The 13,985-nt window shown below is 42.8% G+C and carries 12 protein-coding genes; 9 read left to right on the top strand and 3 right to left on the bottom strand.

What is annotated here, in order from left to right:
• Positions 1-31: 31 nt before the first annotated feature.
• From H5203_RS12440 to fadI, 3 genes are all read right to left on the bottom strand, one after another.
• Positions 32-550 carry a GNAT family N-acetyltransferase gene (locus H5203_RS12440; protein ID WP_182819820.1) on the bottom strand — a complete coding sequence of 173 codons (519 nt, stop codon included), beginning with the start codon at positions 548-550 and terminating at the stop codon, positions 32-34.
• 145 nt (positions 551-695) lie between these two features.
• Positions 696-2,990 (bottom strand): fatty acid oxidation complex subunit alpha FadJ, encoded by a 2,295-nt coding sequence (fadJ, locus tag H5203_RS12435; RefSeq protein ID WP_182819819.1) that lies wholly within the window; start codon positions 2,988-2,990, stop codon positions 696-698.
• The gene (gene fadI / locus H5203_RS12430) at positions 2,990-4,300 is read right to left on the bottom strand and encodes an acetyl-CoA C-acyltransferase FadI (RefSeq protein WP_145240359.1); all 1,311 of its coding nucleotides are present in this window, start codon (positions 4,298-4,300) and stop codon (positions 2,990-2,992) included. The genes fadJ and fadI overlap by 1 nt, the downstream gene beginning before the upstream one ends.
• A 284-nt stretch (positions 4,301-4,584) precedes the next feature.
• Between fadI and H5203_RS12425 the strand changes: the two genes are divergently transcribed.
• The 9 genes from H5203_RS12425 to H5203_RS12385 all read left to right on the top strand — a co-directional run bounded on the left by H5203_RS12425 (position 4,585) and on the right by H5203_RS12385 (position 13,936).
• The gene (locus H5203_RS12425; RefSeq protein ID WP_064667661.1) at positions 4,585-5,541 is read left to right on the top strand and encodes a MoxR family ATPase; all 957 of its coding nucleotides are present in this window, start codon (positions 4,585-4,587) and stop codon (positions 5,539-5,541) included.
• A gap of 3 nt (positions 5,542-5,544) precedes the next feature.
• A complete protein-coding gene (locus H5203_RS12420; RefSeq protein WP_145240355.1) occupies positions 5,545-6,489 on the top strand; it encodes a DUF58 domain-containing protein in 945 nt (314 codons plus the stop codon).
• 1 nt (position 6,490) lies between these two features.
• Positions 6,491-6,928, top strand: coding sequence for a DUF4381 domain-containing protein (locus H5203_RS12415; protein WP_145240353.1), 438 nt, complete (start codon positions 6,491-6,493; stop codon positions 6,926-6,928).
• Positions 6,921-7,907: a VWA domain-containing protein gene (locus H5203_RS12410; protein WP_145240351.1), complete on the top strand. Its 987-nt coding sequence runs from the start codon at positions 6,921-6,923 to the stop codon at positions 7,905-7,907. The genes H5203_RS12415 and H5203_RS12410 overlap by 8 nt, the downstream gene beginning before the upstream one ends.
• On the top strand, positions 7,907-9,814 hold the full coding sequence (locus tag H5203_RS12405) for a VWA domain-containing protein (protein WP_182819818.1): 1,908 nt from the start codon (positions 7,907-7,909) through the stop codon (positions 9,812-9,814). Before H5203_RS12410 ends, H5203_RS12405 begins: the two co-directional genes overlap by 1 nt.
• Complete coding sequence (locus H5203_RS12400; RefSeq protein WP_182740091.1) at positions 9,808-11,454, top strand: BatD family protein; 1,647 nt, start codon at positions 9,808-9,810, stop codon at positions 11,452-11,454. Before H5203_RS12405 ends, H5203_RS12400 begins: the two co-directional genes overlap by 7 nt.
• Positions 11,455-11,523: 69 nt before the next feature.
• Positions 11,524-12,081, top strand: a complete 558-nt coding sequence (locus H5203_RS12395) for a sigma-70 family RNA polymerase sigma factor (protein ID WP_149983044.1) — start codon at positions 11,524-11,526, stop codon at positions 12,079-12,081.
• On the top strand, positions 12,081-12,884 hold the full coding sequence (locus H5203_RS12390; protein ID WP_182758351.1) for a DUF3379 family protein: 804 nt from the start codon (positions 12,081-12,083) through the stop codon (positions 12,882-12,884). The genes H5203_RS12395 and H5203_RS12390 overlap by 1 nt, the downstream gene beginning before the upstream one ends.
• A 212-nt stretch (positions 12,885-13,096) precedes the next feature.
• The gene (locus tag H5203_RS12385) at positions 13,097-13,936 is read left to right on the top strand and encodes a Tim44 domain-containing protein (RefSeq protein WP_145240341.1); all 840 of its coding nucleotides are present in this window, start codon (positions 13,097-13,099) and stop codon (positions 13,934-13,936) included.
• Positions 13,937-13,985: the final 49 nt, after the last annotated feature.

Genomic DNA, 13,985 nt, shown 5'->3' with positions numbered 1-13,985 from the left:
GCGCAAGCTACTTGTTCAGTACAACTTAGCCTTACTCCGTACACGTTAGTAAAAAATGATGATCATCAAATAATACCCCACCAATTTCGTAAGCTGACGGTTCAACGCTAACTAACTTAAAGCCACATTTAGCCAACACTTTTTCTGAGCCTACATTCCCTTTCGTAACCACAGCAGTAAATTGTTGAATGTTAAACGCTGTCGTCGCCCATGTTAAAAATGCTTGTAGTGCTTCAGTTGCATAACCTTGACCATAAAACTCAGGCATTAACAGATAACCAACTTCGGGAGTGTTTGATGAGGATGTTGTAAGCCCTGTAACGCCCACTTTTTTGCCTGTTTTTATTTCAATGATCATCAAACACAAAGACTTATTGGCTGTAGGGTGCCCCGGCGCCAACCGCTGCATAAACTTATTACGTATTTGCGTATCAGAAGGCCTGTCAAAACATTTTTCAATAACGCATGGCTCATCATGCAAAGCTAAAAAAAACGCCCAATCGTCTTGTTCAAGGAGCCTCAATTGTAATCTTGCAGTGCTGATGTTCATTATTCGTCTTTACGCGGTATCAGTTAGGGATGCCCCTGTTATAACAACAAAGCAAAATGATTTCAGCAACTAAATTTTTTAAATTCTAGGCATAAAAAAACGCACTTCAAACTATCCGTGCGTTTTTATAACTAGCAATTAAATACTATTTCACTTTATCATCGCTTGCATCGGCTGGGGGCGTGTCGGTTACCGATTCAGCTTCAGTAGCTGGCGCTGGCGGAACAATAACTTCTTGAGCCTCAACCGCTTCGACAGGTTCTACATCGGTAACGTCTTGCGTAGCCGCCACGGTTTGTTCTACCACAACTGCTTTACTTGGCTGTGTAGACTCAGGCTGATAAAAGCTTGCACCAGCATCAGCCATCGAAACTAAAGCTGCACACGGCGCAAATACCGAGTTAAAGTTAGCAAAAGTAGCCATTTCTGAGCTTACTTTGTTTGCGCCAAGTTTATTCATATAGCTAAATGGACCACCTAAAAATGGCGGGAAGCCAATACCAAAGATTGCGCCAATATCACCATCACGAGGACTGGCAATAATGCCTTCGTCTAAACAGCGGGCAGCTTCGTTAAGCATTTGTGCCACACAACGTTTAGCAATTTCGCTTTTATTTAAACGTGGTGATGGGCTCACGCCGAGTAATTCGTAAACTGATTCGTCTACTTTTTTAGCTTTCTTATCGTAAAGATAAAAACCACGGCCAGTCTTCCGGCCTAAGCGTTTGGCATCAATTAAACGTGAAAACGCATCGGGTGCTTTAAAACGATCACCGAGTTCTTTTTCAAGAATTGGCGCAATCTTAGAGCCGATATCAATGCCGACTTCGTCTAATAGTGCTAATGGTCCAACAGGGAAACCAAACTCAACGAGTGCCGCATCAATCTTTTCAATTGGCTCACCTGCCAGTAATAAGTTAGCCGCTTCATTCACATAAGGCGCTAAAATACGGTTAACGTAAAAGCCTGCGCTATCTTTAACAACGATTGGTGTTTTACCTTGCTTACGGGCAAAATTTACAATCCGGGCGATAGTCTCTTCTGAGGTGCCTTCGTGTGGAATGATTTCAACCAATGGCATTTTCTCAACTGGTGAGAAATAATGTAAGCCAATTACATTCTCTGGACGGGCAGCTTCTGCCGCAATTTGTGAGATAGGCAATGATGACGTGTTACTAGCAAAAATTGTGTTTGCTTGGCATTCACGTTCTACATCTACCACCATACCTTGCTTAAGGCTTAGGTCTTCAAATACCGCTTCAATCACTAAATCAATGTGTTTAAAACCACTGTAGTTAGTTGTACCAGTAATTCGGTTCATAGTTTGTTGCAGTTCAGCCTTAGATAAAATACGGCGCTTTTGCTTTTTATCTAAAATTTTATAGCTGTAATTCATGGCATTACTTATGCCCTGCTCTGCAACATCTTTGATACGAACTGGTACACCGGCTTTTACAGCACTAACATGGGCAATACCTGCGCCCATTAAACCACCGCCTAGTACGGCTGTTTTAGTGATTGCTGGAGCGTCGTCGTTGCGCCACTCTTTTTTCATTTCAGTGGTGGCAAAAAATATCCCACGTAATGACTTTGATTCGCTACTCATTACTAAAGTAGCAAAACCTTCCGCTTCTGTTTTATAAGCTTTTAGTTCATCCAGCTCAACACTTGCGCGTATTGCTTTGATAATAGCCAACGGCGCAGGATAATGACCACCGGTTTTTTTCAGTACATTTTCTTGTGCTTTTTTAAAGATGAAGTTTCGGCCAAACGGATTCGATTCTAATAATTGGCTAATACGATCAAGCTTAGGCTTGGCCGCTTTCGCTTTACCTTTTGAAGCAAATTCTTTTGCTACTTTTAGCAATACGGTCTGTGGTACACAATCATCTACCAAACCCGATTTTTTAGCTTGTTTAGCGCGAATTTGTTTACCTGTTAACGTCCACTCAAGGGCTTTTTGCAAACCAACCAGTTTAGGCAAGCGTTGCGTTCCACCACCACCGGGTAATAAACCAAGTTGTACTTCAGGTAAGCCTAGTTTAGTGATATCACTGTCTGTACATACGCGATAATCGCACGCCAAGGCAAATTCTAAACCACCACCCAATGCCGCACCATGAATGGCACTAACAGTTGGAAATGGCAGTTTTTTCATATCAAAAAATGCACGGTGGCATAATTCGCTGATCGCCAGTGCATCATCACGACTTTGCACGTTATCAAGCATTTTTACATCAGCACCAGCAATAAAGTTATCGCTTTTACCACTAATGAATACCATGCCCTTCACTGACTGCTGTTTTGCGTCATCAAGTAAGGCTGTTAAATCATCTGCAAAAGTGTCGCGCAGGGTATTCATTTTTTCGCCCGGCACATCAATGGTGACAACGGCAATACCGCTATCATCAACGTCTAAATTAAATACTGACTGTGTCATTACGCACTCTCCAATACAAAGGCTGCACCTAAGCCACCTGCGGCACACGCAGTTGTTAGTGCTAAGCCACCGCCACGGCGGTTGAGTTCATGTAAACTTTGGGTGATAAGTCGTGCGCCGGTGGCTGCAAATGGATGACCATATGCAAGCGAACCGCCTAAAACGTTAAACTTATCCATGTTAATTTCACCAATCGCTTTGCTGCGACCGAGTTTTTCTTGCGCAAACTTATCTGAGGCAAACATTTTCATGTTCGCTAACGTTTGTGCTGCAAAGGCTTCGTGCATTTCAATTAAATCAAGATCGGCAAGCGTTATGCCAGCTCTCGCTAAGGCAACAGGCGTTGAATGAGCCGGCCCCATTAGCATGTCTTCATTCACACCAATGGCAGAGAATGCAAAGCTACGTACATAACCTAAAATGTTATAGCCTAATGCTTTGGCTTTACTTTCGCTCATCATTAATACCGCTGCTGCACCATCAGTTAGCGGTGTTGAGTTTGCAGCAGTGACTGAGCCATGCTGACGGTCAAACGCTGGTTTTAATTTAGCGTACCCTTCAACCGTTGAATTATGGCGAATATTATTATCTTGTTCGATAAAACTTTTATACGGCGGTAAATGTGCAGTCATCACTTCATCAGCAAGTTTACCATCTGCCCATGCTTGGCTAGCAAGAGTATGTGAACGATGTGCTAAGGCATCTTGATCTTCACGGCTAATACTGTGAGTTTTTGCCATCTGCTCGGCAGTTTGACCCATAGATAAACCAGTTGAATATTCTGCAACCGCAGGCGGTACTGGTAATAAATCTTTTAAACGCAGCTTAGAGAATATTTTTAAGCGCTGACCTAAGGTACGTGCTTTATTGAGATCAACAAGGCTACCTGCTAATTTTTTACTTACGCCGATTGGCAATACCGATGACGAGTCTGCACCACCAGCAATACCCACTTGCACCGAACCTGCCATGATTGATTCAGCCACATTAGCAATCGCCTGAAAACTAGTAGCACAAGCACGTGATACGGAGTACGCATCAACAGATACTGGCATACCAGTACCCAATACGATTTCGCGGGCAATGTTTGGCGCTTCTGGCATTTGTACTACTTGACCAAACACTAATTGATCAATTTCAGATTTATCAAAGTTAAGGCGTTCAAGCATTTCGTTAACGACTAACTTCCCCATATCAAGGGCTGGTACATGATGAAATGCAGTTGCTTGTTTAGCAAATGGCGTACGTAAACCACTGACGATGGCAATACGATCGCCCTTTGCTGTTTTTAGTATATTTTGCTCAGACATTAATGCTCTCCCGCTGACAGGTCTGACCTGTTTGTTTCCTCGATTCTAAACAACCCGTGTGCTAAAGCCAATAGCGAAATTGAAAATAGTATAATTAGTTACCAACCATAGGCTTTTTTTAGCATATTTACAAAAAATACTGCGCTTTCTATGCTAGGGTAAAAATCGTTAAAAAATAACGAACTATTTTGAAAACTTGAGTCTAACACTTGTGTTATAAACTATTTACCCATATTACTAGTTAAGCTTTTATAAACCTTGCAAATCAGGACAGTTTTTTTACTATGGCCACTAACGTATTTTCACAATTAAAAACTTATTTAGATAGCCAAATTATTGGCCAGCCAGAATTAACGCAAGCACTACTTATTGCTATTTTAGCCGATGGTCACTTATTAGTAGAAGGCCCTCCAGGGCTTGCTAAAACTCGCGCAGTAAATGCATTAGCCAAAGGCGTTGAAGGCTCATTCCAACGCGTACAGTTTACCCCAGATCTATTACCTGCTGACGTAACCGGTACTGATATTTACCGCCAACAGACCAGCGAGTTCGTTTTTGAGAAAGGCCCACTATTTCATAACCTAATTTTAGCCGACGAAATTAACCGTGCCCCAGCTAAAGTACAATCAGCCTTATTAGAAGCCATGGCTGAGCGCCAAGTCACGGTTGGTAAAAACACTTATCCGCTGTCGGATTTATTTATGGTGATGGCAACCCAAAATCCACTGGAGCAAGAAGGCACTTACCCGCTACCAGAGGCGCAATTAGACCGTTTCTTACTCCACCTAAGTATTGATTATCCAGGCGCCGAGCATGAGCTTGATATTTTACGCCTTACCCGTGGCGAAGCGTTGAGCGAGCATCAAGCACCAGCACAACAAATTAGTCAAAGCGATTTATTTGCCTCTCGCAAAGCAATTTTAGGGCTGTATTTAGCTGAGCCACTTGAGCAATATTTAGTGCAACTTATTATTGCAACGCGTGAAGGCGCAAAACTAGACGCCCAATTAGGCAGCTGGATTGAATATGGCGCAAGTCCGCGTGCCACCATCGCCTTAGATAAATGTGCCCGTGCTCATGCATGGTTACAAGGTCGTGACTTTGTTGCTCCAGATGATATTCAAGCTGTGTTACATAATGTTCTGCGCCATCGCATTATTTTAAGTTATGAAGCACAAGCCGATGGCGTTACTAAAGATCAAGTCATTAGCCGTATTTTAGAACTTGTTGCCGTGCCATAAACCATGCAAAGCCAATTAGATAACCAACAGTGGCTCAGCCTAAGTCATAGCCATGGGGTCGACTTAGGCTTGAAAGAGCTGATGTATTATAAAGCGAAAGCTCGCTTATTAGAGCTTGCGCCAAAAGTTAAAATTAGAAATAGCCTGACCGGCCAATATCTCGCGCCTCATAAAGGCCGTGGTATGGAGTTTGCTGAAGTACGTCATTATCAACAAGGCGATGATATTCGCTCAATTGATTGGCGCGTTACAGCACGTACTGGCGAAACACACACTAAGTTGTTTCAAGAAGAAAAAGAACGGCCAGTGTTTGTGTTTACAGACTTTTCTAATTCAATGCTGTTTGGCTCAAAGCTATTACTTAAATCTGTGCAAGCTGCGCATATCAGTGCCTTGGTTGCGTGGTCAGCGTGCCAACGCGGCGATCGCATCGGTGGCATAGTGTTTAATCAACACGGTCATTTAGAGCTCAAGCCCAGCGCCCGCGAAAAAGCCGTGTTAAAACTATGCCACAATTTGTGTAATAACCACCAGCAAGCACTCGCGCAGATTGATGAGCCCGCAGACAATAAACTCAGTGATAATCTAAAACGTTTGAATCATTTAGCCAAGCCGGGCAGCTTAGTCTATTTAGTGTCAGATTTTAGCGCCCTTGATGATGCCAGTTTTAAACAACTAGAAATACTGAGTCGACATTGTGAACTGATCGGCTGCCATATTAGCGACCCATTTGAGCATCAGCTACCGGCGTTTAAACAAACAGTAACGGTTAGCGCCAACGGCAGTGACTTTGCGTTACCGCTGATGGATAAAAGTTTTCGTGATAAATTTGCTAAAACTGCTGAGCAAGCATTTACCACACGAATGCAACGCTTAACTAAATCGGGTCTTAATTTAATATCATTCAATGCAGCCACACCTCTTGAGCTGCAATTAGTGAGAAAGTAATATGCAAACCTCTCCATTAGCTGGCCTCCATGATGTGATTGTGCCAAGCCATGTTTCTTGGTGGCCTTTAGCACCTATTTGGTGGCTCATCATTGTCGTGTTACTCGTAACTGTAAGCTTTATAAGTTACCAGTTGTACCGGGCACGGCAGTTTAAAAAAGCTAAACGCCAAGCTATTTCCCTCAGTGAACAACACGCAGAAGATGCCCAGCAACTACATATTTTAATTAAACGCCTGGTTTTACACTATTATCAGCAAAGTGCTGCATCACAAGGCACGAAACAATGGTGTATTACTCTAAATAAGCTGACCGGACAACAATTTACTGAACACGAGCTGATGAGCCTTTATCAATCACAAAGCAATCAAACTGCGCTGGCACAGAAATTAAAACTCGCCATTGTGCAATTTAAATTAAAGGAGCCGCTGAATGTTTGAATTTAGCTGGCCTTGGTTATTTGTATTATTACCGCTGCCTTGGTTGTTGCGCTTATTTAAGCCAGTGCACAGTGAAGGCAATACCCGCTTACGTATTCCAAGCTTCGCCAAACACAATTTAGGCGCGCAAGTTGTCCAGCAACAGGCGCGTGGTATTAGTATATTTGAATGGTTGGTTTGGTTGCTTTTAGTCACCGCTTTAGCTAACCCAACCTGGCTTGATGAGCCAATTACCTTACCTAACGAAGGCCGCGATATCATGCTAGCTGTGGATTTGTCAGGATCAATGACCGAGCAAGATATGGCTTATCAGGGCCAATATGTTGACCGTTTAACTATGGTAAAAGCGGTATTAAGTGACTTTATTGAGCAACGTCAAGGCGATCGTTTAGGGCTGATTTTATTTGGTGATACGGCATTTTTACAAACACCACTAACGCGAGACGTTAAAACCGTAAGCCAAATGCTATCAGAAGCGCAAATAGGCTTGGTTGGCCGTGCCACCGCCATTGGCGATGCACTGGGCTTATCAGTAAAACGTTTTGCCAGTAAAGATGAAAGCAATCGCATTGTGGTGTTATTAACAGATGGTCAAAACACCGCCGGTAACTTAGATCCAGAAGAAGCCCTACTGCTTGCCCGCGAAGAAGGCATTAAAGTGTATACCATCGGCGTAGGCTCTGATAATCCGCGTGGCTTTAGCTTATTTAATATGGGAGGCATGAGCGGAGGTAGTTTAGATGAAACCCTGCTAAAACGTATTGCCGAACAAACTGGCGGCCTTTATTTTCGCGCAAAAGACGTTGCCGGCTTACAACAAATTTATCAAGAACTTGATAAACTTGAGCCGATCAGCGCTGATGAGCAAACCTTTCGCCCACAAAGTGCGTTATTTTACTTCCCTTTATTAATTGCACTGACCTTGATTGGTCTGCGCGTTATGTTTATCAGTGCAAAAGCATTAAGACAGGAGGCCTAATGGACTTTGAATTTATCCGCCCGACCGTATTGTGGTTATTAGTTCCTGTGTGTTTAGTGTTTACTATTGCAATAATAAAGCACAAGAAAACCAGCCAAGGTGAATTAATAGCAGCTCACTTAGCAAAATTTGTGATCAACACCAACAACCAAAAAAACACGCAACCCATGTGGCTAATTGCCCTCTTTGCAGTGTTAGCCGTCATTTTTAGCGCAGGGCCCAGTTTTGAAGAAAAACAAGTGCCGGTATTTCAAAGCAAAAATGCCCGTGTAATTGTGATGGATATGTCGCTATCGATGTACAGCACGGATATTGCGCCCAGTCGTTTAGTGCAAGCGCGCTTCAAAGCGCTGGATATGATCAAACTATTTAAAGAAGGTGACACTGCGTTAGTGGCCTATGCAGGCACTGCTTATACCATTTCGCCGCTAACCAATGATGCCGCGACGCTTGAAAACCTGATCCCAAGTTTAAGCCCAGATATCATGCCTGATAAAGGCTCCAACGTACTTGCTGGGCTTGATGCTGCAAAAGAGTTATTAACACAAGCCGGATATCTTGAAGGCGATATTATCTTAGTAACAGATGGTATTGAACAAAGTGAGCAACAAGATATCAGCCAATTTACAGACGCTAACCCTTATCGATTAAACATTTATGGTATCGGAACAGAGCAAGGCGCGCCAATTAAACTTCCTGAAGGTGGGTTTTTAAAAGATAGTTACGGGCAAATTGTGGTGCCCACCATCAACATCAGTATGCTTAATGGTCTAGCAAGAAACAGTGGCGGTAAATTTGCGACTTATCAACCGAGTGCCCGCGATATTCAAATTTTTGCTCCCAGTGCAAATAGTGAAATACTGAAAAATGAAAAACAAAGTCAAGCGCTCTGGCGTATTGATGCGGGGATTTATGGCTTGTTTATTTTACTGCCAATGATGCTGTGGATTTTTCGCCGAGGAGCTTTTGCAGCTGCATTTTTAGTGGTGAGCTTTTTACCGCAACACAATGCTTATGCAGTAGAGCTGCCTTCGGTATTTAAAAATCAAGATCAACGTGCGCTGGACGCCTATCAACAAGGTGAATATGAGCAAGCTGCCACAGCAGATTCTAGTCAACTAAAAGGCGCGGCGCTTTACCAGCAAGGTAATTTTAATGCTGCATTGGCACAATTTAGCCAAGATAAAAGCGCCACTGGTTTATATAATTACGGTAATGCTCTAGCAAAGGCAGGCAAGCTAGACGAAGCAATTGCCGCCTATCAGCAAGCACAAACTTTGCAAGACGACTTTACCCAAGCAAAAGAAAATCAGGCACTCGTTGAGCAATTGAAAAATCAACAGCAACAGCAGCAAAATCAACAAGGCCAAGACGGCGAACAAAACCAAGATCAAAAAAGCCAAGATGGTGAACAAGGTCAAGATCAGCAAAATAAAGATAAGTCACAGCAAGGTGAACAGCCAAATCAGGACCAGCAATCTCAACAAGGCGATCAATCTAAGCGAAGTGATGATCAGCAAGATGGCAAACCATCTGATCAACAAACTGACAAGCAAAACGAGCCACAAATGGAGGCGGAACCTGAGCAAGGTGATAAAACTGATGGGCAACAGCAACAAGATGCGCAAACCGAGCCCCAAGATGACTCTGCAAACGATGATAAGCAGGCGCAGCCACAAATGACTCCTGAACAACAGCAACAAGCTGAAGAAGCGGCAAAGCAACAAGCTATGCAAGCACAAACCGCAGAGCTTACCAACGAAGAGAAAGAGAAAGCGCAGCAGCTTAGTCAGTTATTGCGAAAAGTACCCGATGATCCCGCAATCCTGTTACGTAACAAAATGCAATTAGAAGCCCAAAAACGAAACAATCAACGCCGTCCACAAGGAGTCGAAAAATCATGGTAATGCGATTAATCTGTTGTTTATTGCTTATCAGCGCTATGCCCTCGTGGGCCGTTACGCAATTACAAGCCAGTGTTGATAAAAACCCGGTACTAGCGGGTGAATTTTTTATGCTCAATATCAGTGCAGATGACACCATAAAAAATGATCAACCTGATACCTCAGTCCTGTTAAAAGACTTCGTGGTTGGCCGCACCAGTGTCAGCACCCGCACAAACATCATTAATGGTAGTATTTCAAAAGAAACCACTTGGTCTATTAAACTTATGACCCGCACTGCCGGTGATTATACAATCCCAGCATTTAGTGTAGCTGGTGTCAGCTCTGCGCCCATTGCATTAAAAGTGGCTGAACGCAGTAAAGATGCGCAGCAAAACAACGATATTTTTATTAAAGCATCGCTTTCAAGTGACAGCCTATTTGTTCAAGAGGCAGGGCTTTACACGGTTAAGCTATATCTTGCCAAAGAGTTACTTGATGGTAATTTAAGTGCCCCCGCGATGCCCGATGCGCAGCTAAGTCAAATCGGCAAGCAGACTGAAAACTATGAACTTGTTGATGGTAAGCGTTACTTAGTGATCACTCGCGAGTATTTAGTACAGCCCCAAAAAAGTGGTAGTTACACGATTCAAGCACCAACTTTTCAAGGTCGAATTCGCCAAGACTATCGCCAATTAGATGTATCTGCACTGGGTGATAATGTCGATATTGAAATTAAACCGATACCAAGTGACTACCAAGGTGCATGGCTGCCTAGTGAATTAGTTAATTTAGATGAGCAATGGCAACCCGCTGACGACACAGTAGAAGTGGGTACACCTATTACGCGAACGCTGACCTTAACTGCACTTGGTATCACCAAAGAGCAACTACCTGATATTGAACTGCCTGAAATCAAAGGTATTCGCAGTTACCCAGATGAAAAAGAAAATAATCACTTGGTTCGCGATGGTCGTGTAATATCACAACAAACAGCCTCGTACGCTTTGTTACCACAGATGCCAGGCACTTATACACTGCCAGAGGTAAGCGTGCCTTGGTATAACACCAAGATTAACCGGATCAGTTATGCAACACTACCAGCTCGTACTATTACAGTAACACCTAGTAGCACAAGCACTCCAGCAGCCGTTGCTGCGCAGCCACTTACGCCATCACAAAGCGCAACAACAGATGCTGCAGCAATAAGTTATCAAGCAACGCCGATAAATCAGTATCCGCTATGGTTAATTATTATCAGTGTGATTGGTTATTTATTATGGTTTATTACCTTGATTTTATGGTGGCGCAGTCAATCTCAGCGCAGCTTGATGCAAGCAAAGCCGACAGTAACCCATAGTGATTCATCAATTTCATTAGATGAATTAAAGAAACACGCTAAAAGCAATGATGTAAGTGCCTTTTATCAGGCGCTAAATCGTTACGCAATGCACTTAACAAAACAATCGAGCGGTGCAATAGACAAGCTCGAACAACTAGCTGATAATGCACAGCTTAGTCAACATATTGCTAAACTAAGGGCTGCACTCTATAGTCCTAATGATACAGATGTTGATTTAATTGCGATTGTCGGCATGTTAGAAGAGCAACGTAAAGTACAAAAAAAATCACAACAAGCTGTATTAAAAGGACTTTATAAATAGAGTTTAAGTGACGGGGAGCAATCCCCGCGCTCAAATAGTAAATAACTTAAAATAAATAAAAAAGTGCTTATGCTTGGAAATGAAAACTCTAAAAGTCAGGTCTTAGTTGATATGGCAGAGAAAAAAACACGCTATGAAAAACTTGTTCATGTTTATCATAGCGAATTATATCGCTTTGCTTATTGGCTCTGCCGCGACCCTAATATTGCCGAAGATCTTGTCCAAGAAACATTTTTACGTGCTTGGCGATCTCTGGATTCATTATTAGATCAAAAAGCAGCTAAGCCATGGCTATTGACGATTTTACGCCGGGAAAATGCCCGTCGTTTTGAACGCAAACAATTTGATTATAGCGATGTTGAAAACGACACCTTAGTTGACGAAAAAAGTGTCACCTTGGATGACGAAATGGAACAAACAGTGATCCAACGTCAAATCGCTAAGTTACCTGATGAATACCGCGAGCCATTATTATTACAAGTCGTTATGGGCTGCTCCGGTGAAGAGATAGCAGAAATATTAGATTTAAATAAAAACACGGTTATGACGCGTTTATACCGCGCCAGAAACCAGTTAAAAGAGGCATTGAGCCGTGATGATGAACAACTTAAAGGGGCATCAAATTAATGGATGATCTCGAGTTTCGTCGCCGAATTAGCGCACACCCAAACAGCACAGATAAGGAGCTTGTGGAGTTTGCAGAGCAACACTCTGAGCGACAAGAATTTATTAATGATATGCAGGCCTTTGATTTAGAGCTTGCCAATGCACTTGACGTACCGGTGCCAGCAGGTCTTGCCGAGCGTATTTTAGCAAACACCGCAGCGCATGCACAAAACGAGTCGGTCACAACTGAGCAACTCAACCAAGCACCAGCTGATACCAGCGCGCAAACACCGCCGCAACGAACAGATAATGTAGTTGAGGCAAGTACACGTTTTAAACGTGCTCGTTTACCACTTGCCATGGCAGCCTCAGTATTAGTGGCTGTGGGAGCATTTTTATTTAGCAGCGAACAAAATGTCGCGTACGCAGCTGGCGAACATGCGCTTGCTCATGTTTACTATGAAATTAATTCGCTGCAAAAGACCGAAGCAATCAGCTTAGCAACGGTAAATGAAAAATTTGCTGTGTTAGGCGGCCATTTAGATGAATTGCCAGGTAAAGTGACTTACCTAATGTTTTGTGACTTTAAAGGCCAAAAGGGATTACACCTGGTTTTTGAATCAGACTATGGCCCGATGACGGTATTTATAGTGCCATCAAAACAGCAATCGTTTGGCATCGGCGACGATGATTTTCAAGACGATCGTTTTGAAGGCCATATTAACCGTGGTGCTGACGCAGATACTATTTTAGTAGCAAGTCTTGGTGCGCCATTAGAAAATTACAATGATCGTATTAATGGTGCGATCCGCTGGTTAAATTAACCTTCCTTTTGCATTGCCGTTATTATGGCGGCAATGCAATTTATACCTTCACGAAACAATCGTTATATACTTCCCGCTTTAACCAATAATTGCTTTTAAATTAGTCTATTGACCAAGCTACTGAGCATTTTAGAGCTAATTCCGTTTGTCGCTATTTATCTAATTCCTGAACTACTTTAGAATCGCCGTTCTAATTTGTTTTAAGGAACTTCATGAAAAACCTGATTGTTATATTTTCATTGCTTGCTCTACTATGTACTGCAAGTTTTGATGCACAAGCACGTAAAAAGTTTGGTAGTAAAAAACGTGGCCAAACACCAGAAACACAACAAACCGCACAAAAACAACAAACAGATACCAATACCCTCGCCCCTGCTGCAAAACCAAAATCAAGCAAAAAAGGCATGATGGCAGGTATTTTTGGCGGCTTATTAGCCGGTGGATTAATCGCCGCAATGATGGGCGATGACTTTGAAGGGATGCAACTACTTGAGATAATTTTAATGGCAGGTATTGCCTTTATTATCTTTAAACTTATCATCGGTATAATACGTCGTAAAAACGCCCCTGTAATGGCGCACGGCCAAGGAGCATTTACTGCACCGAAAATGAGACAAACTGCGCCTGAGCACACCACTACAAGTGGATTTAGTCAAACCAATGACGTACCGTTTAATTTACCCGCTAACTTTGATACTAACGGCTTTTTACAAGGTGCGCGTAGCCATTATCATACATTGCAAACAGCATGGAATAATGCTGACTATGCAACGATGGCTGAATACTTAAGCCCTGAACTAGTCGCTGAATTTAAAGCGGAACGTGAAGCGATTGACAGCGTTGCAACTGACGTGATGTTTATTGATGCAGAACTTGTACGTGCCGATACCGACACACAAAAATGGCAAGTAAGTGTACGTTTTAAAGGGAAGTACCGTGACTTAGGCGATAATAAAGAACAGCCTATTTTAGAAATTTGGCACTTAGAGCGTGCCACCAGCGATGATGCGCCTTGGCTGATTGTTGGTGTTGAAGATTTAATTGACGCGTAGTTCTTAGTTCTAGGTTCTAGGTTCTAGGTTCTAGGTTCTAGGTTCTAGG

The sequence above is a fragment of the Pseudoalteromonas sp. SG41-1 genome (assembly GCF_014164575.1).
Taxonomy (GTDB): Bacteria; Pseudomonadota; Gammaproteobacteria; order Enterobacterales; family Alteromonadaceae; genus Pseudoalteromonas; species Pseudoalteromonas rhizosphaerae.
Note: the sequence above shows the minus strand (reverse complement) of the source record. Positions and strands in the feature narration are given on the sequence as shown.